Genomic DNA, 22,041 nt, shown 5'->3' with positions numbered 1-22,041 from the left:
CCTCATGCGAATCCTGATGATCGAGGACGACGAGGAAACCGGCAGGTTCGTTTCACGCGGACTGCAAGAGGCGGGGCATTCCGTCGTTCTCAGCCGCGACGGCAGGGAAGGTCTCTTCGAGGCGACGGGCGGCGGTTACGACGTGATTGTCGTGGACCGCATGCTACCGGGGCTCAACGGCATCTCGGTCGTGAAAGCCATGCGTGCCGCCGGTGATGCGACCCCGGTGCTGATGCTAACGGCAGTCGGCGGGATCGCCGATCGCGTGGACGGGCTGGATGCAGGTGCGGACGATTACCTGGTGAAGCCTTTTGCCTTTTCCGAGCTTTCAGCGCGGATCAATGCACTGGCCCGGCGTCCCGCCGTCCGTGCCGAAGCACACACGCTGGAAGTGGGCGACATCATGCTCGACCTGCACCGCCGGACGGTCGATCGGCAGGGCCAGCGCATAGCCCTGCAACCGCGTGAATTTGCCCTTCTCGCGGAACTCATGCGCAATCCCCGACGGATCATGACCCGTACAATGTTGTTGGAGCGGGTCTGGGATTTCGACTTCGATCCCAAGACGAACATCGTCGAAACACACCTGAGCCGCTTGCGGTCGAAGCTCAATGCGGGCTTTGACGAAGATGCCATCGAGACGATCCGGGGGGCGGGCTACATGATCCGGAGCCGCTAGGATGCGCCGGTTTTGGAGGACGACCACGGGTCTAATCACCGTCGTCGCACTCGTGTTTGCGCTCGCGACCATGGCCATCGGTGCGATCGCTTACGAAGTGACACACGAGGCGCTCGAACAGCAACTCGACCATCGCATCGCAGCGGAAACTTCGGCCCTGCTTGCAGAAGCCCGGCACGAAGGCCTTCCGGCGCTGGCCGCAGGAATTCACCGGCGCGAGGCAGCTCGCTCCACGGCCAGCCTGGAATATCTGCTGGTAGGCGATCACGGCGAACCGATTGCCGGAGCGCTTGGCGCCGAAGTTCCGGCGCGCGATGGCTTCGAGGAACTCCTCGCCTATCGCCACAAAGTGTCGGGGCATGAAGGGATTGCACAAGCGCTGACTACCCGCGTTCCTGGGGGTACCCTGATTGTGGCGGCGGATCGGTCGGATCTCAACGAGATCGACTGGGCCTTGGGCCGCCTGTTTGCGGCGGCCTTAGCGGCCACGCTGGTCCTCGGGCTTGCTGCCGCGGGTTTCATCGGTTGGGTGACCCGCCGCAGACTCGGCCGCATCGATGCAACGGCGCAAGCGATCATAGATGGCGATTTGACGCGCCGCATTGCACTGGACGGATCGGGCAGCGAGTTCGACCGTCTCGCCGAGACTCTGAACGGCATGCTTGATCGCATCGAAAGTCTGATGGAAAATCTGCGACAGGTTTCGAGCGATGTCGCCCATGACCTGCGCACGCCTCTGACCCGGCTCTACAGCAGTCTCGAAAGAGCTGACGCGTCGGACGATCCCGCCGACCTGCACCGTTTGATCGACAGCGCCCGTGCACAATCGGCCGGGCTTCTGGAGATATTCGCGGCCGTACTCCGGATCGCGGAAGTAGAGGGGCTCTCCGAAAAACTCCCTCGACAGCATGTCGATGTTTCGACCTTGCTGGAAGAGATGGTCGAGACCTACGCTCCGGATTTCGAGGATGGCGACAGGATGCTCCGGCATGCGATCCAACCCGGAATGACCTTGCTGGGCGATCGGCGGCTCTTGAACCAGGCCCTTGCCAATTTGCTCGATAACGCCTTGCGTCACACGCCGGTGGGTACGGTCGTCGACCTGAAAGCATGCACGAGGGACGGACAGATCATCCTGACCGTGTCGGACGACGGGCCAGGGGTCGCCGAGGCGGAGCGGGCCAGACTGTTCCGGCGCTTCGCGCGCGCAGAACGGTCACGTAGTACCGAGGGCCATGGGCTGGGCCTCAGCATGGTCAAGGCCATCGCGCTCGCTCATGGCGGAACAGCGCAGATTCCGGCGCATGGCCCCGGTTTCGAAGTGCAGGTTCGTCTGCCATCCTCGACCTGACCAAAGTGGCGCCCGGCTGTTCCCGCTGACGGGAGCAGATACCCGTCGACAGCCGGACGCTAATTCGATCAGCGCGACACCCTCAGGCGGGTAGATTAACGCTCAACCGGTCATTTTGCCGCGCGATTTTGCTGAAGGTCCCCGTCCGTTGATAAGCGTGGCTAATTACTACATGCGCATTTAGCTCCCTAATCAGATAAAATCTCCCGCGCTATTCTCCGACGCAAACCAGGAGGAAGCGCCATGTTGTCCCGCGCGATTACCGCTGCCGCAGTCGCGATATCGTTGGGGGTGGTTGCCGTGGCCGCACATTGCGCCCCAGCGAGCCCTCTTCCCTTGGTCATTCGCGAGCAGGGAAGTTTCGCGATCGGCGGAACGGTTCGCACGGCGCCCGGATCATTCGACAACAATGCCCCTACGTCTGCGGGGCAAAGCATCCACGCAGATCATCTCTACGCCTTCTACCAGATGCCGGAAAATCCAAGGCGCCTGCCGATTGTCATGCTTCACGGTGCCTACCAGTCCGGACGAAGCTGGGAGACAACGCCGGATGGGCGCGAGGGCTTTCAGACGATCTTCCTGCGCCGCAATTTCAGCACGTATCTGGTCGATCAGCCGCGCCGTGGCCGGGCCGGCAACAGCAGCATCGCGACTACTATCGAGCCGGTGCCGAACGACCAGCTCTTCTTCGACCAGTTTCGCCTGGGGACCTGGCCAAACTTCTTTGAGGGCGTACAGTTCGATCCCAGGCCCGAGACACTCGATCAGTTTTTCCGCTCGGTTACGCCGAATACCGGGCCCTACGATGCCACGATCATTTCCGCCGCGATGGCCGCCTTGCTGGCGAAGACGGGCCCCGCCATCCTCTTCACCCACTCGCAAGGGGGTGAGCCGGGATGGTTGACCGCAATCCAGAGCGCGAACGTCAAGGCGATCGTTGCGTTCGAGCCGGGAAGCGGCTTCGTCTTTCCCAAAGGGGAGGTGCCTCCCGCGATGCCGAGCGCGGCAGGAACCCTGAGGCCGGTCGAAATTGCCCCGGCTGAGTTCGCGAAGCTCACACGCATTCCGATCGTCATCTACTATGGCGACAACATTCCGACCGAGCCTACGAGCGAACGTGGCAAGGATAACTGGCGCGTGCGCCTCGCGATGGCAAAACTTTGGGTCGCGGCCGTCAATCGGGATGGCGGAGATGCCCGGCTGGTCCATCTCCCCGACATCGGCATACGCGGGAATACGCACTTCATGATGTCCGATCTCAACAACGTTCAGATCGCCGACCAAGTCTCCGCATTTCTCTCCGAGAAGCATCTCGATTGACCAGGATGAGCCGAAAATGACCGACTACCCCCATCGAAGCCGGCGCGCGTTCCTGGGCGGAACCGCGCTCGTCCTCGCCTCCGGATTGATAGGAATGCCCTCTATGGCCGATGCATCTGCTACCGCACCCGCGGCTCCTCGCCTGGACTACCGGAACAACCCGTTCACGCTCGTCTACGATGGTGCGCTTACCAAAAACGAGGCGGGCAAGGTCCAGATCCATCCGGTCAAGTATAAGGTACTCGGGCTGGACATCGCCGCCAACGTTTACACGCCTGCCAATTACGAGCCGAGCCGGAAGTACCCTGCCATCGTCGTGGCGCATCCCAACGGCGGGGTGAAGGAACAGGTCGCGGGTCTCTATGCGCAGCGCCTTGCAGAACAGGGCTACATCGCGATCGCCATGGACGCCGCCTATCAGGGGGCGAGCGGCGGTGAGCCCCGCAATACTGACAAGCCGCAGTCGCGCATCGAAGATATCCACGGCGCGGCGGACTTTATCTCCAGCTATCCCGGCGTCGATCCCGCCCGGCTCGGCCTGCTTGGGATCTGCGGCGGCGGCGGTTACTCGCTCGCGGCAGCCAAAGTCGACAAGCGTTTCAAATCCGTCGCGACAATCAGCATGTTCAATTCCGGTCGTGTCCGGCGCAATGGCTTCGAGGATTCGCAGCTGCACACGATCCAGGAGCGACTGCGACAGGCGTCGGTTGCCCGCGCGCAGGAAGCATCCGGCGGCCAGGTCCTTTATGTTGGAGGCGGCGCCCCGCTGACCGATCCCCAGATCGCCGCATTGCCGTTTGAAATGTACCGCGAGGGGGCCGTCTATTACGAGCGGACCAACGGGCACCCCAATTCCGGCGCCTATCCCGGCTCGGGTGGCACTTATACGGTAAGCAGCCTCATGGACCTGATGCGCTGGGACGCGACCGACCAGATCGAGCTGATCGACCAGCCCTTGCTGATGATCGCCGGAAGCAAGGCCGACAGCGGCTACATGACCGAAGATGCTTTCGCCAAGGCGACCGGCACCGATGCCAAGGAGCTGTTCAAGATCGAGGGCGCCTCGCACATCCAGACCTACTGGGTTCCCCGGTACGTCGATGCGGCCATGGGCAAGCTCACGACCTTCTACGCCAAGAACGTATAACCCGTTCCAGCTTTCGACGAGGACCCCATGATGAAAATCATCGCCAAGACTACGCTTTTCGCCATGGGCATCATGATGACCGGAGGAATTGCCACGATGGCCCATGCCCAAGCACCCACCGGTGCGACGGAAACGCCGCCGTCTCGTGCCCAGCAGCTCATGGGCGATGTCGCTCCCAAGCTTGCAGAGCTGACCGACGACGTACTGCTTGGTGACGTCTGGGAACGCCCCGGTCTCGCAAAGCGCGACCGCAGCCTCATCACGGTTGCCGCACTGATTGCGCTGAACCGTCCGGAGCAGCTGCGCTCACACATGCAGCTCGCGCGGCGAAACGGCGTCACCGAGACCGAACTGGTGGAAACGATCACGCAGCTTGCCTTTTACGCGGGATGGCCGAACGCCATCAATGCCGTTGGCATTGCCCGTGACGTCTTCAATTCCAAATGAGGCGGCCGGCGCACTCGGCCATCGTCGCTGTCGGCATGATGTCGCTATCGGCGATCGCAACGGCTGAACCGAAGTCGGAAGACATGAGCGTCTCCGTCATCAAGCACGGCACCGGGGCGTCAAGCGTCGGGGCGGAAGAGAACTTTACCGGCAAGGTGCGTGTGCAGGGTCGTTTTCAGCGCGGTGCACCGGCGCGGATCGGCGGGGCGACCGTGACGTTCGAGCCCGGCGCGCGAACCGCCTGGCACACGCATCCGCTCGGTCAGACGCTGATCGTCACGAGTGGCCACGGCTTTGTGCAGGAATGGGGCCGGCCCGCGCAAGCCCTGGAATCAGGCGACGTCGCCTGGATCCCACCAGGCGTGAAACACTGGCATGGCGCCGCCCCTTCCGCGGAAATGACCCATGTCGCGCTTGCCGAAAGCCAGGACGGCAAGTCGGTGACCTGGATGGAGAAGGTCAGCGACGCGCAATACCGGGGCGGTAACGCGGACACAGCCAAGCCATGATCTGCCGCGCGGCCTTTCCCGCGCGGCGAAGCAGACAATTTGAAAGTCAGCCGATGCCTCTTGATCGCCGCCGGGGCGGCGTCCTTGGGCCGGATTTGGATGCCGCCAAACGAAGCCCTTGCCGTTTCGGCCAAAGGGCTTCGTTTGGCGCTTCTTCCATCTGAGAACAGTCGTCAGCGCCGTTGCAGCCGGCAAGGCCTGCTTCCGTCGGAGCGGACCAATAATCTCTCCACCCCTCTATAAATGCAGAAGCACGTGAACACGCGAGCGGTACGGGCACTTCGCTCCCTCAATGCGCGCAATTTGATGAGGTTGTCAGAGATGAATTTCCAAAGCTCCGCGATGCCTGAGCCGATAATCGAAACGACGGCTCATCCTATGGCCCATCGGGTGGATTGCATCATTGCGCACCCCGGAAGGTTGTGTCCGCGTTGAGGTAAATTCCCAGCCCGTCGTTCAGGCACGGACTGTTCTGCCGGATCATAAATTTCCGTAGTCATGGTTATGAATATCCGCTGACACCCCCACTATTTTTATAGACCTTGCTGCCGAACGCCTCCGACGCTGCGCTCAATAGCGATCCTGATTTCATAGGAAAAATAATGCATAAACCATACAACATCGATGGCGATAAGCATATTTGCCGCGTGCCCGTGGAAATGTTGTTCTGCGAAAGCAACGACTTTATCCATGGTCCGAACGCCTATGCCGAGCGCCCGCCGCTATGGCATCAGCAGCACAATATCACCGACGGCTTACCAATCATGAGCCTACGGTCCCACATCCGGCTTTTCGAAGGCTTCTTCGATCCTTCGCAGCTCGATGTCAGCTATTACGAGAATTGGTGGAACACCATTCATAACACAATGGGTATAGCTCTGCCGTGCAGTGCGGCGGACCAAATTTCCCAGCGCTACGACTATTTCAATCATCTCAATGCACGTTATGCGGAAAATGGCATTGAAGACGAAGCCTTTCTTCTTGAAGGCGAATATGATGCATCGACCGGCCGCTTCATTCTGCGGGATGGCCATCATCGCACCTGCTATTTGATTGCGCGCCGCGAACGTTGGGCCAATGTGCGCATGTCGCGTTCATCCTTCTCGGCGTTATTCGAGCCATCCATCGGCGAGCGCGTGCGCAACCATGTCGACAAGGTTGGCTATAGCCAACCTTACGCTCCCATCGAGCATCCACAATTCCATATCCCCTTTGCCTATCGGGACAATTTCTTCCCGAACCGGCTCAGCTGCATAGCCGACACGCTCGGCTATATCCGGCCAGCGAGCGTATTGGATATCGGCTGCAACGCCGGATATTTTTCTCGTCATTTCAGCCGTATGGGCGCGCACGTCGTTGGTGTGGAGCCGCAAGATTGCCACTTCAGCACCGCTTCGATCCTCAACGAACTTTTCAACACGCAGTGTGATTTTCGGCAGGATACCGCGGAAAACGTCGATTTGGGCGACCAGGTATTCGAAGTCGCGATCATGCTGACTGTACTATATCATTTCCTCGACAAGGGTGACACGGCAGTCAAGATCGCCAAAAAGATCGATAGCCACGTGTCGCACTTCGTGTTTTGGGAATCCGGCTCCGACGCCGCTCGCGAAATCGAATTCATGAAGCGACATACCGGCTTTAGTGCCTATCGCCGCCTGCGCATGACCAGCGGCACCGGCCGTGTTCGCGAATTAGGCGTATTTGCTCGCGAGTCCGATACCATCGATAATCTTCTGGCCTTCAATCCCTATCACCAGATCATGCTCGCACATACCCATTGAAGATCGCGATGATCCGTGCTGCGCCTGCCGCTCCGTCTGCCGTCTCAGGGGGAACACCATAGCAGAATGACGGACCTTTCGGGGGGCAGGTCAATGAGGATCAGCACCGGTCCCTGAGTAACGAACAGATTGTGCAGCGCAAAAAAAGACGCTTGCGGGGTCGTTTCTCATCTGACAAACATTGTCGGGGTTAGGAACCATTCCGCAACGATGCGGCGTCGGTTCCCAGATTACCATCAATTTTGAAATGGCAACGGCGCCATCGATCCACCTGTTCAGGTGATGATCGATGGCGCCTTTTTCGTGCGGAAGGCAGGCGTGAATCGCAAGACCGTCAAAAGCGTTTGCCCCTATTGCGGCGTCGGCTGCGGCATCGTCATGGACGTGGCCGACGGTCGGATCGTCAAGGTGACCGGCGACAAGAGCCATCCGACCAACTTCGGCCGTCTCTGCACGAAGGGAAGCAGTTGCAACGTCCCCGTCACCGCGCCCGGGCGCGCGGATGCGGCCTATTTCCGCATTGCCGGCGGCACGGATCAGGGCATCATTCCCATGACCGAGGCGATCAATCGGACCGCCAGCGGTCTGCGCGCGATTATCGACCGGGACGGCCCCGATGCGGTGTCCTTTTATGTCTCCGGGCAGATGTCGCTGGAGGCTCAGTACCTTGCCAACAAGCTTTGCAAGGGCTTCATCGGCACCAACAATATCGAGAGCAATTCGCGGCTCTGCATGGCCAGCGCCGCCAGCGGCTATAAGCTGTCGATCGGCGCCGACGGACCTCCCGGTTCCTATCAGGATTTCGACAAGGCGGACCTGTTCTTCGTCATCGGCGCGAACATGGCGGACTGCCATCCGATCCTGTTCCTGCGCATGATGGACCGGGTGAAGGCCGGGGCGAAGCTGATCGTAGTCGATCCGCGCCGCAATGGCACGGCCGACAAGGCGGACCTGTTCATGCAGATCCGGCCCGGCACCGATCTCGCGCTGCTCAATGGCCTGTTGCACCTGCTGGTTGCTTCTGGCGGCTTCGATAGCGACTTCATCGCCCGGTTCACGCAAGGGTGGGAGGCCATGCCGGACTTTCTGGCGGACTATGCGCCGGAACGCGTCTCCGCAGTGACCGGCATTCCCGAGGCGGATCTGCGCCAGGCTGCCGAATGGATCGGCGCGGCGGGCGAGTGGATGACCTGCTGGACCATGGGCCTGAACCAGAGCACCCACGGCACCTGGAACACCAATGCGATCTGCAACCTGCACCTCGCCACCGGGGCGATCTGTCGTCCCGGCAGCGGGCCGTTCTCGTTGACGGGGCAGCCGAATGCGATGGGCGGGCGCGAAATGGGCTATATGGGCCCGGGCCTGCCCGGCCAGCGCGCCACCACCAGCGAAGCCGATCGTCATTTCGTGGAGGACGCATGGGGTGTGCCGAGAGGCACGCTCCGCACCGAAACCGGCGCGGGAACGGTGGCGATGTTCGAGGATATGGCGGTAGGGCGCATCAAGGCGTGCTGGATCATCTGCACCAACCCCGTTGCCAGCCTATCCAATCGCAAGACGGTGATCGCCGGGCTTGAGGCTGCCGAACTGGTGATCAGTCAGGACGTCTACATCGATACCGAAACGAACCGCTACGCCGACATCATCCTGCCGGGCGCGCTCTGGGCAGAGGCTGAGGGGGTGATGATCAATTCGGAGCGGAATCTGACGCTGATGCAGAAGGCCGTCGATCCCCCCGGAGAGGCAATGGCGGACTGGGAGATCATTGCCCGCGTGGCCTGCGCGATGGGCTATGCCGACGCCTTCACGTATAACTCCGCCGCAGAGGTTTTCGAGGAAATCCGCCAGTTCCAGAACATGAGGACCGGATACGACATTCGCGGCGCCAGCCACGAACGGCTGCGGCAGGGCCCCATGCAATGGCCCTGTCCGCCGGAAACCGAAACCGACCGCAATCCCATCCGCTATCTGAACGACGGCGTCTCCCAGACCCTGCGCGTGGAGCAAGACGGCTCCCAGCCGCGCATCGCGTTTCCCACCGAAAGCGGAAAAGCCCATTTCCTGCCGCGCCCGCACATGCCCGCCGCCGAGATGCCGGACGAAGAATTTCCGCTGGTCCTGAACACCGGGCGCCTCCAGCACCAGTGGCATACCCTGACCAAGACCGGGAAAGTGCCCACGCTGAACAAGCTCAACCCCGGCCCGTTCGTCGAAATCCATCCGGAGGACGCGGCGTCGCTGGGTATCGGGGAGCGGGATCAGGTGGAAGTGCGGTCGCGGCGCGGACGCGCGGTGCTGCCGGCGGTCGTCACCGACCGGGTTCGCCCGGGCAACTGCTTCGCGCCGTTTCACTGGAACGACGTTTTCGGCGACGATCTTGCCATCAATGCCGTGACCAGCGACGCGGTGGACCCGATATCGCTGCAGCCCGAATTCAAGTTTTCCGCCGTCGCATTGATGCGGGTGTCCGGCCCTGCCGAGACTGAAACCGTTGCGCATACGGCCGCAGGCCGTGCGCCTTCTTCGCCATCGCTTTCGGGGTATTCGCCCATGCAACAGGCCGCCGTTGACGTTTTCGAACGCGTAATGGGGCTGGAAGCCGCGCAGCCGCCGCGTCTTTCCGATGAGGAAAGAGCCTATCTCACGGGCTTCACTTCCGGTCTGCGATCGCTGGAAACCCTGCCTGCGCGCGATGTGCCCCTCGTCCCGCAAGGTTCCCCGTTCGATCCGGAGCGGCGGCACTATGTGAACGGATTGTTGGCAGGTCTCTTCGCGCGGGCACCTCTCCCCGATGGAAACGCAGCGCCCGTCGCCCCTTCATCGGGCCATTCTTCATCCGGCGAGGTTCTTCTGCTCTGGGCCTCGCAAACCGGCAATGTCGAAACTTTCGCCCAGGCCTGCGCCGGTCAGTTGAAGCAGGCGCGGCACGATGTTCGGTTGCTGGCCATGGATGCGGTGAAACCCGCCGAACTGGCCGATGCGGGCGCAGTGCTGCTGATTGCAAGCACGTTCGGGGACGGCGATGCGCCGGACAATGGCGGCCAGTTCTGGTCGGCACTGACGGAAGCGGCGGCTCCGCGCCTTGAAGGCCTACGCTATTCCGTCCTTGCGTTCGGCGATTCCAGTTACGACCAGTTTTGCGGTTTCGGGCGCAAACTCGATGCGCGGCTTGAGGAACTGGGCGCGGCAAGGCTGGCCCCCCGCATTGATTGCGAGCCCGATTACGAAGAGGCCGCGGCCTCCTGGGTCGCGAGTACTCTGGCCGCGCTTCGGCCGGATAGTGCTTCCGATGCCGGATCTGTGCCGGCGCCAACCCGCATCATAGAGACGGCGGAGCGGCCAGTCGCCGAAGCCGTCGCAGTTGCCGTCTATTCGCGCAAGGCACCGCTAAGGACCGCGCTTTCGCGCAATACCCTGCTGAGCGGAGCGGGGGCTGCGAAGGAGGTCCGTCAGCTTGGTTTCGACCTGGCCGGGCGCGATTTTGCATACAAGGCCGGGGACTCGTTGGGTGTCTGGCCGGTCAACTGCCCCACGCTGGCCGCCGAAATATTGAACGTCCTCGATCTCTCCGCCGAAGCGCCCGTCGCGGTGAAACAGGTGGGCGAGATGGCGCTTTTCGATGCGCTGGTCCGGCATTGGGATATTGCCCGGCTCAACCGCAATATCCTCGAACTGATCGCGGAGCGCCGCCCGGATGCGTCCTTCGCACCCCTGCTCGATCCCGATCGGAAGCCGGAATTCGACCGGTGGCTGTGGGGCCGCCAGATCGCCGACGTTCTGCACGAGACAGGCGTCCGTCTGAGCCCCGGCGATCTGGGGCAGGTCATGCGTCCGCTGCAGCCGCGCTTCTATTCGATCGCGTCCAGCCCCCACGCGCAGGTGGACGAAGTGCAATTGACGGTATCGACGGTGCGCTATTCCTGCGAAGGTCGCAGTCGCCACGGCGTATGTTCGGCATTCATGGCCGACCGGGCACAGGATGCCGACGTCGGCATTTTCCTCCAGCCCGCCGCGCATTTCCATCCGCCGGCCGATCCTGCACGCGGCGCGATCATGGTTGGCCCAGGCACCGGCATCGCCCCGTTCCGGGGGTTCCTGCACGACCGCCAGGCCCGCGGCGCCAAGGGACGCAACTGGCTGTTCTTCGGCGAGCAGCACGCCGCGACGGACTTCTATTACCGCGAAGAGATCGAAGAATGGCGCCGGAACGGCCATCTCGACCGGCTCAGCCTGGCCTTCTCGCGCGATCAGGCAGAGAAAATCTATGTCCAGCACCGGATGCTGGAAGAAGGCGCGGAACTCTGGCGATGGCTGGACGGCGGCGCCCATTTCTATGTCTGCGGGGAAGCCGGACGCATGGCCAAGGATGTCGACAAGGCGCTGAAGCAGATCGTTGCCCAACATGGCAGCATGAGCGGCGAGGACGCGAGCGACTATGTGGCGCAGATGCAAAGCGAAAAGCGCTATGTCCGCGATGTCTACTGAACCGGGGAATACCTTGCCGCCGATGATCCGGATCGGTCGTTGACATGCCCGAACCACTCAACGATCAGCAACGCCGGTATGCCGGGGGCGGGACATGAGAATCGTCATCATCGATGACAGCGGCTTGCGGGCAACCGTCCTTGAGGAAGGGCTGCGCGAGGCTGGCTACGACGATATTCACATCGTCCCCCCGCGCGGCGCCTTCGTCGCGCGGCTGGAACGCATGGCGCCTGATGTCGTGCTGATGGACCTTGGCAGTCCCAGCCGCGACACGCTGGAGGAAATGCTGTCGGTCAGCCGCGCGCTGGCGCGGCCCATCGCCATGTTCGTGGATCAATCGGACGAGGCGATGATCGGCGCCGCCATCGACGCAGGCGTTTCGGCTTATGTGGTCGATGGCCTGCGCAAGGAGCGGGTGAAGCCGGTGCTGGAACTGGCGGTGCGGCGCTTCAACGCCTTCTCGAAGATGCAGACCGAGCTGGAGGAAGCGCGCACCGCGTTGGCCGATCGCAAGGTGCTGGATCGCGCGAAATCGATCCTGATGAACCAGCGCGGCCTTTCCGAGCAGGATGCCTATGGACTGCTGCGCAGCAGCGCGATGAACCAGGGCAAGAAGATCGTGGATGTGGCGCAGGCGCTGATTACCGCCAGCGACCTTCTGGGAGGCGGACTATGACGACCAACCTTCGTATCGCCTTCCTGCCGCTGAACGACGTGGCCGTGCTCGCTGTCGCCCGTGAACGTGGCTTTGCGGAGGAAGAGGGCATCGCGCTCGACCTCGTTCGCACCACGAGCTGGGCCACGCTGCGCGACCGGCTGGTCTATGGTCAGGTGCAGGCGGCGCACATGCTGGCCCCGCTGGCCGTCGCGGTAACGCTGGGGCTCAGCCAGCAGCCCGCCGCACTGGCCGCGCCTTACAAGCTGGGCGTCAACGGCAACATGCTGGTGATGGCGCGCGATTTTTCGGCCGCGCTGGAGCCCGATCCGGCGCGGCGGCTTGCCGATCCGGTGGGCACGGCGCACGACTTTGCCTCTGCCATCGGCCTGTGGCGACGCAAGCCGGTAATCGGCGTGGTGCACCGTTTCTCCAGCCATGCCCTGATGCTGCGCTACTGGCTGGCCAGCGCGGGCATCGATCCCGATCGCGACGTGGTGCTGCGCGTATTGCCGCCCTCGCTCACCGTCGAGGCAATCCACGCGGGGGAGATCGACGGGTTCATCGCCGGTGAACCGTGGGGCAGCGCCGCCATCGATTCCGGCCGGGCCGAGGCGGTGGCCATCGGAGAGCGGATCTGGCAGCGCGGGGTCGAGAAAGTGCTGGCCTTCCGCGAGACATGGCTGGACGAGAACCCGGAGACGGCCGACCGTCTGCTGCGTGCGCTGGCCCGGGCCGCCGCATGGTGCGATGAGCCCGCCAATCACGAGGCGCTGGCGGACCTGCTGGCGGATGCGCGCTATGTGAACCAGCCTGCCGATCTGATCCTGCGCGCGCTGTCGGGCCGGATCATTCCGCGCGCGGGCGATGCCGCAGTCGCTGCACCGGATTTCGTGCTGTTCTCGCGTGAGGCCACGTCGTTTCCGTGGCGCAGTCAGGCGCTGTGGATCTACTCCCAGCTGGTGCGTTGGGGCATGGTCGAACATTCGCCCGAAAACGCCGCGAAAGCTGGCGCGGTGTTTCGTCCCGACGTGTTCCGCCGCGCCCTTGCCGGGAGCGACGTACCGATGCCGGGGGCCAGCATGAAACTGGAAGGCGCCGTGGCCAGTCCGCTGGCGGTCGGTTCGCGCAAGGGCGATCTGACACTCGGCGCCGATCGCTTCTTCGACGGCCGGGTGTTCGATCCTGATCGGATCGACGAATATCTGAAGGGCTTTTCGCAGTCGCACTGAAAGCGGCCGAAATTTTGTGCCTTGCAACATGAGCCGAATCGTCTGATGATGCAGATCTCACGCGAAGGCGCGTGATCATATCTGGATGCGCCGCTTCAACGGTGGAGCGCCATCCTCACCGAAATTCGCAGCAAAGCCGCTGACCGGTCTCACCCAAGGGTGACGTCCGGCCTGCGGCTTTTTTCGTGTCCGTTTTACGGGGGACTTACGATGGCAACCGCTTACTGGAAACGTGACGGAGAGGCCGCGCTGGCCGAAGATACATCTGAGGCTGCCCCGGCCACCAGCTTCTGGAAAGCCGGCCATGCGCCGACGCTTATCGCTGCCTTTCTCTATTTCGATCTGGCCTTCATGGTCTGGGTCCTGCTGGGCCCGCTGGCGCCGGAAATTTCGAAGACGCTCGGCCTGACGCCTGCCGAAAAGGGCCTGATGGTCGCGGTGCCGACGCTTGCCGGTGCCTTGCTGCGTGTGGTCAACGGGCTGCTGGTGGATCGGATCGGCCCCAAGCGTTCGGGCGCGATCAGCCAGTTGATCGTGATCGTGGGCCTGTTCACGGCATGGTTCGTGGGCGTGAACAGCTTCGGCGGCACGCTGGCGCTGGGCGTGATCCTTGGCTTTGCCGGAGCCAGCTTTGCCATCGCCCTGCCGCTGGCCAGCCGCTGGTATCCGGCCGAGCATCAGGGCAAGGCGATGGGGCTTGCCGGCATGGGCAATTCGGGCACCGTGCTGGCATCGCTTTTCGCACCGATGCTGGCCAAGACCTTCGGCTGGAACGCCGTGCTGGGCCTTGCCTGCATTCCGCTTTCGGTGGTTCTGGTGGTCTATCTGATCCTTGCCAAGGATGCCCCCAACCAGCCGCCGCCGCGCAAGCTGGTCGATTACTTCGGGCCGCTGAAGCAGGCCGACGCATGGTGGCTGATGGGCTTTTACGCCGTGACGTTCGGCGGTTTCGTGGGCCTTGCCGCCTCGCTGCCGATCTACTTCACCGACCAGTTCGGGCTTACCTCCATCACCGCCGGCTATTGCACTGCGGGCTGCGTGTTTGCCGGATCGCTGGTGCGGCCGATGGGCGGCGCGTTGGCGGACCGGATCGGCGGCGTGAAGGCGCTGATGATGGTCTATGCGGTCGCGGCCGTCGCGCTGGTCGGGGTGGCGCAGGCACACTCGCTGCCAGGCGCGCTCGGCATGTTCGTGCTGGCCATGCTGGCATTGGGCACCGGTAACGGATCGGTCTTCCAGCTCGTTCCGCAGCGCTTTCAGGCGGAGATCGGCGTGATGACCGGGCTCGTCGGCATGGCGGGCGGGATCGGCGGGTTCTACCTGGCCAGCTCGCTGGGCCTTGCCAAGCAGATGACCGGCAGCTTCGCGCCCGGTTTCCTGATCTTCGCGGGGCTCGCCGTGGCTGCCCAGGCGGGCGTGGCGCTGGTCAAGACCCGCTGGCGCGCCAACTGGAAGACCGGCGCGCGTATCTGATCGGAGAGGGAGGCGGCGGACGGACCGATAGGGTCCGTACCGCCGCCCAATTACTTTCCCAGGGGGGAAACATCCAATGCGATATCTTTTGGGAACGGCGGTCGCCATGACCGCCGCGATGTCTTGCGCCGGCTCTGCTCATGCCGATGAAGTGGTCCTGAAGCCCGTGGCCGAGGCGCGGGTGCGCTATGAGCATGTCGATCAGGATGGACTGGACGCCTCCGCCGATGCCCTGACGCTGCGCGTTCGCGGCGGGGCTTCGGCGGCGAGCGGCCCGCTGAGCGCTACCGTCGTTGCGCAAGGCACACTGGCGGTAGTGGGCGATTACTACGATGGTCTTCATGGCGCCGCGACCCGGCCGCTGGTCGCCGATCCGCAGAATGTGGCGCTCTATCTGGCGCAGCTTCAATACAGGACGCCGATCATCGCGCTCACTGCCGGGCGGCAGAAAATCGCGCTGGATGACGAGCGTTTCGTCGGTAATGTCGGCTTTCGCGACAATGCGCAGACTTTCGATGCCGTGCGGGCCGAAGTGACGCCGCTGAAGGGATTGAAGTTCGATCTGTCCTATGCGTGGAGCGTGCGCACGATCTGGGGTGTCGATGGACACGGCGCGCGTCCGCAGGCGGTGGACGGGAACAATGTGTTCGCGAACCTGTCCTTGGCGACACCTATCGGTACACTGACCGGCTTTGGCTACCTCGTCGATCAGGACGAGGCGGCCATGCAGGGATACAGACTTTCCAGCCAGACTTATGGCGCACGATTGGTGGGCAGTCGTGCCCTCTCCACTGAGGTGAAACTCTCCTGGCAGGCAAGTTATGCCCGCCAGTTCGACTGGCATCGCAACCCCGGCGACTATCATGCCAACTATTGGCTGGTGGATGCGACGCTCGATGTGAAGGGCTGGAAACTGAATGCCGGATACGAAGTTCTCGGTGCCGGCGGGGGCCCGGACGGGGGCAAGCCCTTCACCAGTTTCCAGACCCCGCTTGGCACCAATTTCAAGTTTCAGGGGTGGGCCGACAAGTTCCTGACCACGCCTGCGAACGGCGTGCGCGATCTCTATTTCGGCGGCGGTTATCACTGGAAGCAGCTGGGGCCGTTTTCGGCGGTTGGGCTGCAAGGCACATGGCATCGTTTCGAGAGCGACCGCCTTGACCAGCACTATGGCAATGAGGTCGATCTTCTCGCATCTGCGAAGCTGCGCAGGACGACTTTATCGCTGCGCTATGCCCGTTACGACGCCCGAGAAATGGCGACAGATACCGATAAGTACTGGATTCAATTGGACTGGGCCTATTGATCAGGAGGCATGACGGAATCGCTTGAGCCCTCGGGCGTTTCCCCATATGGTGCAGTGCAAAGGACGACGCTGTCCTTCTTACATCACCGAAGCGGCCCATTGGCGGGTCGTGGAGGTCCGAACGATGGCAAGGCCGCCATCCAGACTTTCGGTTTCGAACCGAGGGTCCGGATGGCGGCCTTTTCTCGTTTCTCCCTTTGCTTTTTGCGGAGTCTCGCGAATGGAATTTCAGGACGGGATCGAACCCCAGCAAACCACGGCGCCGGACTACGACGAGGCTCTCGTCGTGCCATCGGATGATGTGCGCGAGCATCTCGTGGTCGTGGGCAATGGCATGGCCGGGTGCCGTGCGGTGGAGGAACTGCTGGCACGCGACGCCGGGCGTTACCGCGTCACCATTTTCGGTGCCGAACCGCATGTGAACTACAACCGCATCATGCTTTCGCCGGTGCTGGCGGGCGAGAAGACGTTCGATCAGATCGTCATCAATCCCCGCGCATGGTACGATGACAACGGCATCGAACTGGTCGCTTCGGACCCCGTTGCCGCCATCGACCGCAGGGCAAAGACGGTCACCTCGCAGTCGGGCCGCAAGGTCCATTACGACCGGCTGCTGATTGCCACCGGCTCCGATCCCTTCATCATTCCCGTGCCCGGCAAGGATCTGCCCGGTGTCATCTCCTTCCGCGACATGAAGGACGTGGACACGATGGTCGCGGCAGCGGCCGAAGGCGGCGACGCGGTGGTGATCGGCGGCGGCCTGCTCGGTCTGGAAGCCGCGCATGGCCTGTCGCTGCGCGGAATGAAAGTCACCGTCATCCACCTGATGCACACGCTGATGGAGCGCCAGCTGGACGAGGCGGCAGGCTGGCTGCTCAAGACCGCGCTTGAAGCGCGTGGCCAGACGATCCTGACCGGGGCCGACACTGCCGAAATCTATGGTCAGGGCAAAGTCGAGGGCGTGCGCCTGAAGGACGGCCGCGCGATTCCGGCCAGTCTGGTGGTCATGGCCGTCGGCATCCGCCCGTCCATCGCACTGGCGCGCGACGCCGGGCTCGAGGTCAATCGCGGCATCAAGGTCGACGATCACATGGTGACCAGCGACCCCGCCGTGCTGGCGGTGGGCGAATGCGTCGAGCATCAGGGCAATGTCTACGGCCTTGTCGCGCCGCTCTGGGACATGTGCCGCAGCCTGGCCGACGGCCTGACCGACCGGCACACCGGCTATCGCGGCTCGGTCACGTCGACCAAGCTCAAGGTTGCCGGGCTCGACGTGTTTTCCGCCGGTGACTTCTCGGGCGGTGAGGGCTGCGAGGATGTGGTCCTGCGCGATGCTTCGCGCGGCGTCTACAAGCGAGTTGTCATCAAGGAAGGCAGGATCGTCGGCGCCGTGCTCTATGGCGATACGGCGGACGGCAACTGGTACTTCGACTTGCTGCGCAAGGGCGAGGATATCTCGGAAATCCGCGATACGCTCATTCTGGGGCAGGCTTTCGCCTCTGGCGGCAATGCCGATCCACTGGCGGCGGTGGCCGCGCTGCCTGCCGATGCGGAAGTGTGCGGCTGCAATGGCGTGTCCAAGGGGCAGGTCGTGTCCTGCATCGAAGCGGGCGCTTGCAGCCTCGATGCGGTGCGCGCCACCTGCAAGGCTTCGGCAAGCTGCGGCTCGTGCACCGGCCTCGTCGAGAACCTGCTGGCGCTGACACTGGGCGATGAAGTCAAATCCGGTCCCAAGACCCTGTGCAAGTGCACCAGCTTCACCCACGACGATGTGCGACGGGAAATCGTGGCGCAAGCGATGAAGTCGATCCCCGAAGTGATGCAAAAGCTTCACTGGTCGACGCCGGACGGCTGTTCCTCGTGCCGTCCCGCGCTCAATTACTATCTGCTCTGCGCGCTTCCCGGCGAATACGAGGACGATCAGCAGAGCCGCTTCGTCAATGAGCGCATGCACGCCAATATCCAGAAGGACGGCACTTATTCGGTAGTCCCGCGCATGTGGGGCGGCCTTACCAATCCGCGCGAACTGCGCGCGATTGCCGATGTGGTGGAGAAGTACGAAGCGCCGATGGTGAAAGTCACCGGCGGCCAGCGGCTCGACATTTTCGGGATCAAGAAGGAAGACCTGCCCGCCGTCTGGGCCGATCTCAATGCCGCCGGGATGGTCTCCGGCCATGCCTACGGCAAGTCGCTGCGCACGGTGAAGACGTGCGTGGGCTCCGAATGGTGCCGCTTCGGCACGCAGGATTCCACCGGGCTCGGCGTGAAGACCGAGCGGATGACCTGGGGATCGTGGATGCCCCACAAGTTCAAGATCGCGGTTTCCGGCTGCCCGCGCAATTGCGCCGAGGCGACGATCAAGGACTTCGGCGTGGTCTGCGTGGACTCCGGCTACGAACTCCACGTCGGCGGCAATGGTGGCATTCACGTGCGCGTCACCGATCTGCTCTGCAAGGTCGCCACCGAACAGGAAGCGCTCGATTACTGCGCCGCCTTCGTCCAGCTCTACCGCGAGGAAGCGCGTTATCTGGAACGCACCGCGCCGTGGATCGAGCGTGTCGGCGTCGAGTACGTCAAGCAGCGGATCGTCGAGGATGAGGTGGGACGTGAGGCCCTGCGCGCCCGCTTCCTCTATTCGCAAAGCTTCAGTCAGGATGACCCCTGGGCCGAACGTGCGGCCGGTGAGAAGGCCGAACTGCACCAGCACCTTGAACCTCTGGCAATTGCCGCGGAGTGAATGACATGAACGACTGGATCGACATCGGCACTTTGTCCGACATTCCCCTGCGCGGTGCGCGTACTGTTCAAGTTGAGGGCGAGAAAGAGATCGCCGTGTTCCGTACAGGCGACGACAAAGTCTTCGCGCTCGTCAACGAATGCCCGCACAAGAAGGGGCCGCTCAGCCAAGGCATCGTCCATGGCCATTCGGTTGCCTGCCCGCTGCACAACTGGAACATCGCCCTTGCCAGCGGCGAGGCGCAGGGAGAGGACAGGGGCTGCACGCCGACGATCGCGGTGCGGCGGGAAGGCGATCGCATCCTGATCGCGCATCCGCAGACCCTGCAGGTGGCCGCTTGATCGCGCCGGGCGAAGTCTGGCTGGTGGGCGCCGGGCCGGGCGATCCGGACCTGCTCACGCGCAAGGCCGAGCGTCTGATCCGTGCGGCGGACGTGGTGTTCTACGATGCGCTGGTCGGCCCGGGCGTGCTCGAACTGATCCCGCCGGGGATCGAGGCCGTGAGTGTCGGCAAGCGGTCCGGCCGGCATAGCAAGGCGCAAGGGTCCATCAACGATCTGCTCTTGCAGGCCGCCCTCTCGGGAAAGCGCGTGGTACGCCTGAAGGGCGGCGATCCTTCGGTGTTCGGGCGTTCTGCCGAAGAAATGGACCATCTCATGCAGGCGGGCGTCGCCGTGCGCGTCTGTCCCGGTGTCACCACGGCCAGCGCTGCCGCTGCCAGCGCCAATGCCTCGCTGACGCTGCGCGGCGTTACGCGCTCGATCACTCTGCTGACGGCCCATGCGCGCGCGGGCGAGCGGCTGGATCTCGACTGGGACGCGCTGGTCAGGGCAGGGGGCACGCTGGGCGTCTATATGGGCCGCGCGGCGGCGGGGGAAATCGCCAGTTCCCTGATCGCGGCGGGCTGCGACCCCCAAACACCGGTGATGGTGGCAGTGGACGTCTCGCTGCCCAGCGAGCGTCTTATTCGCGGGCACCTGTCCGCATTGGCATTTCTGGTCGCCACGGTCAGCGATGACGATCCGACCCTGCTTTTGATCGGCGAGGCTGTGGGCCAGCACCGTCCGGTCCCTTCGTCACGGGCCTTTGCAAAGGGATATGCGTGACGGCTTTATCCATCGATGAGGCCGCGCGGACGATCATCGATGCGATCCGGGCATCGGACGGCATTGAAGAAGTTCCCTTGCGCAATGCCTTCGGACGGATGGCAGTGCCGCGCTGAGCCCGCTGGCAGGCGCAAACGCCATTTGCATCGTCGGCCAAGGAGGGGCGAGGCGGGCCGATTTGCTGATGTAATTTCCCACCCGCCTGGCGCCGTCGCAGGCGGGTGGGATTTTCGTTATGCGCCCGCCTTGATGTGGAAGTTTGCAGGCGTGGGCGGAACGACTGCGGTTTCCTCGTGCGGTGTGCCTTCGGGCGTCCAGTCGTAGGGCACGGGCTGGGCGCGATAGACCCAGTTGCTCGTCACCGGGCGGCCGCTGCCGGCGGCAGACGTCTTCGCGAAATAGGGGCTGACATATTCCCAGACGATCTCGCCGGCCGGGGTCACCTGGAAGAAGCGGCCGTTCATGCCTTCGTCGATCAGCGTATTGCCATTCGGCAAGCGGCGCGCGCTGGAGATGAAGGCGCTGCGGAATGCCCAGAGCGGCTGGTCGGAATTATCGGCCGTGTAGGACCAGACGACCTTGCCCGTGGTGGGATCGATCTCCAACACGCGCGAGCCGCCAACGGTCGCGAGTTCGGCGTCGGGATAGCCCGCTGCGCCCTGATTATCGAACAGCAGCAAGTCGCCTGCGCCCGGCAATCCTTTCGGAATGATATGCGCGTCATGCTGACCGACAAACTGGTCGACCGGCTGACCGGGCTGCGGAGCCGGGGCAGGGCGAGCGCCTGCGGCATGGCTGACCAGAGGCGGCAGGTTCGGCCCCAGGTGCCAGACGACTTTGCCGCTCTTCCTGTCGATGATGGCCACGAAATCGCCGTTGCGGGAATCGATCAGCACATTGTCGGGCGCGAAGCGCTTGTCGCCGCCGTCGAACCACTTGTTGGGGCCCACCGACGTCATGTCGTTGAGGTGAAAGTAATCCGGCGTCGAAGCTTCGCGGATGAGCTTCAATTGCTCGGCCGTGAAGCCGAGTTCATCGAGATGTTCCGATACCGCCCATCGCCACGCGACCTTGCCGGCAGGCGTCACTTCGTAGACGGCATCGTCAAGCTGCTGCGGCAGCGTGAAGCCATCCACCTTGTGCGGCCAGTTGGCGAGTACCAGCGTGTTGCCGTTGGCCAGGCGCTGCCAGTCATGGTGCTGGCGCGCTTCGCCCGGCGGCGTGCCCTCGCCATTCCACTGCCAGGTGACTTTGCCGTTCCAGTCCAGTTCGGCGATCGACTTGTTGCTGAAGATCTTCATGCCCGGCACGGTGCCGATGCCATTCTGGTCGCTGGCCGCCAGTTGGACGAGGACATGGCCCTTGGCTCCGCCCGTTACCGCCGGATCGAGGAGTTCACCCGGAAATCCCTGATGATCCCATGTGCGGACTTCGTTGCCGTTCATGTCGATCAGATGGGTCTTTTCGTCGGTCCCGCTGAAAATCACATAGCCGTTCCAGGCTTTCGCCGGATCGTAGCGGGTCGTTCCCGTGGGAAAGACGCTGGGGTTTGCAAGTGCGGCAGTTCCCGCGGAACCGAGCAGGGCAGCAGCAACCCAAAGTGCTTTTCTCATAAATGTCTCCTCTCATGGACCTGCCGCCAAACAGGCCGCATTCTCTATCAATTTGATTGAGAATGCGGCAAAGGAGAAAATCTAATGCCCCCATGGAGTTTAGCTTGTCGGCAATCTGCCGATGCAGATCCTCGCAAGTCCCGATGGCCGAGAAAGCCGCCCCTTATCCCGGCCGCCTGAACCTCAAGCTGCCTGGAC

General features: G+C 63.0%; 16 protein-coding genes. 15 read left to right on the top strand and 1 reads right to left on the bottom strand.

What is annotated here, in order from left to right; genetic code table 11:
- Positions 1 to 4: 4 nt before the first annotated feature.
- The 15 genes from EDF56_RS21685 (at position 5) to cobA (ending at position 20,230) form a co-directional block, all read left to right on the top strand.
- Positions 5 to 679, top strand: coding sequence for a response regulator transcription factor (locus EDF56_RS21685; RefSeq protein ID WP_132391478.1), 675 nt, complete (start codon positions 5 to 7; stop codon positions 677 to 679).
- 1 nt (position 680) lies between these two features.
- Complete coding sequence (locus EDF56_RS21680; RefSeq protein WP_132391476.1) at positions 681 to 2,030, top strand: HAMP domain-containing sensor histidine kinase; 1,350 nt, start codon at positions 681 to 683, stop codon at positions 2,028 to 2,030.
- Between the two features lie 243 nt (positions 2,031 to 2,273).
- Positions 2,274 to 3,350, top strand: a complete 1,077-nt coding sequence (locus EDF56_RS21675) for an alpha/beta fold hydrolase (RefSeq protein ID WP_132391474.1) — start codon at positions 2,274 to 2,276, stop codon at positions 3,348 to 3,350.
- A 103-nt stretch (positions 3,351 to 3,453) separates the two neighbouring features.
- Positions 3,454 to 4,497, top strand: a complete 1,044-nt coding sequence (locus EDF56_RS21670) for an alpha/beta hydrolase (RefSeq protein WP_207904873.1) — start codon at positions 3,454 to 3,456, stop codon at positions 4,495 to 4,497.
- Positions 4,498 to 4,527: 30 nt separating this feature from the next.
- Positions 4,528 to 4,944, top strand: a complete 417-nt coding sequence (locus EDF56_RS21665) for a carboxymuconolactone decarboxylase family protein (protein WP_132391506.1) — start codon at positions 4,528 to 4,530, stop codon at positions 4,942 to 4,944.
- Complete coding sequence (locus EDF56_RS21660; RefSeq protein WP_132391470.1) at positions 4,941 to 5,453, top strand: cupin domain-containing protein; 513 nt, start codon at positions 4,941 to 4,943, stop codon at positions 5,451 to 5,453. The genes EDF56_RS21665 and EDF56_RS21660 overlap by 4 nt, the downstream gene beginning before the upstream one ends.
- 542 nt (positions 5,454 to 5,995) lie before the next feature.
- Positions 5,996 to 7,237 carry a class I SAM-dependent methyltransferase gene (locus EDF56_RS21655; protein WP_165912314.1) on the top strand — a complete coding sequence of 414 codons (1,242 nt, stop codon included), beginning with the start codon at positions 5,996 to 5,998 and terminating at the stop codon, positions 7,235 to 7,237.
- Between the two features lie 318 nt (positions 7,238 to 7,555).
- Positions 7,556 to 11,722, top strand: a complete 4,167-nt coding sequence (locus EDF56_RS21650; protein ID WP_243652763.1) for a bifunctional nitrate reductase/sulfite reductase flavoprotein subunit alpha — start codon at positions 7,556 to 7,558, stop codon at positions 11,720 to 11,722.
- Positions 11,723 to 11,816: 94 nt separating this feature from the next.
- Positions 11,817 to 12,398 (top strand): ANTAR domain-containing protein, encoded by a 582-nt coding sequence (locus EDF56_RS21645; RefSeq protein ID WP_132391466.1) that lies wholly within the window; start codon positions 11,817 to 11,819, stop codon positions 12,396 to 12,398.
- Positions 12,395 to 13,609, top strand: coding sequence for a CmpA/NrtA family ABC transporter substrate-binding protein (locus EDF56_RS21640; RefSeq protein ID WP_132391464.1), 1,215 nt, complete (start codon positions 12,395 to 12,397; stop codon positions 13,607 to 13,609). The genes EDF56_RS21645 and EDF56_RS21640 overlap by 4 nt, the downstream gene beginning before the upstream one ends.
- A 210-nt stretch (positions 13,610 to 13,819) precedes the next feature.
- Positions 13,820 to 15,082 carry a nitrate/nitrite transporter gene (locus EDF56_RS21635; RefSeq protein ID WP_132391462.1) on the top strand — a complete coding sequence of 421 codons (1,263 nt, stop codon included), beginning with the start codon at positions 13,820 to 13,822 and terminating at the stop codon, positions 15,080 to 15,082.
- Positions 15,083 to 15,158: 76 nt separating this feature from the next.
- Positions 15,159 to 16,388 (top strand): hypothetical protein, encoded by a 1,230-nt coding sequence (locus EDF56_RS21630; RefSeq protein ID WP_132391460.1) that lies wholly within the window; start codon positions 15,159 to 15,161, stop codon positions 16,386 to 16,388.
- Positions 16,389 to 16,608: 220 nt separating this feature from the next.
- Positions 16,609 to 19,125 carry a nitrite reductase large subunit NirB gene (gene nirB / locus EDF56_RS21625; protein ID WP_132391458.1) on the top strand — a complete coding sequence of 839 codons (2,517 nt, stop codon included), beginning with the start codon at positions 16,609 to 16,611 and terminating at the stop codon, positions 19,123 to 19,125.
- 5 nt (positions 19,126 to 19,130) lie between these two features.
- Positions 19,131 to 19,466, top strand: coding sequence for a nitrite reductase small subunit NirD (gene nirD / locus EDF56_RS21620; RefSeq protein WP_132391456.1), 336 nt, complete (start codon positions 19,131 to 19,133; stop codon positions 19,464 to 19,466).
- Positions 19,463 to 20,230 (top strand): uroporphyrinogen-III C-methyltransferase, encoded by a 768-nt coding sequence (cobA, locus tag EDF56_RS21615; RefSeq protein WP_132391454.1) that lies wholly within the window; start codon positions 19,463 to 19,465, stop codon positions 20,228 to 20,230. The genes nirD and cobA overlap by 4 nt, the downstream gene beginning before the upstream one ends.
- 233 nt (positions 20,231 to 20,463) lie before the next feature.
- Here the strand turns inward: cobA and EDF56_RS21610 are convergent, their stop codons facing one another.
- Positions 20,464 to 21,843: an aryl-sulfate sulfotransferase gene (locus EDF56_RS21610; RefSeq protein ID WP_132391452.1), complete on the bottom strand. Its 1,380-nt coding sequence runs from the start codon at positions 21,841 to 21,843 to the stop codon at positions 20,464 to 20,466.
- Between the last annotated feature and the right edge of the window lie 198 nt (positions 21,844 to 22,041).

The sequence above is a fragment of the Novosphingobium sp. PhB165 genome, assembly GCF_004341845.1.
Taxonomy (GTDB): Bacteria; Pseudomonadota; Alphaproteobacteria; order Sphingomonadales; family Sphingomonadaceae; genus Novosphingobium.
Note: the sequence above shows the minus strand (reverse complement) of the source record. Positions and strands in the feature narration are given on the sequence as shown.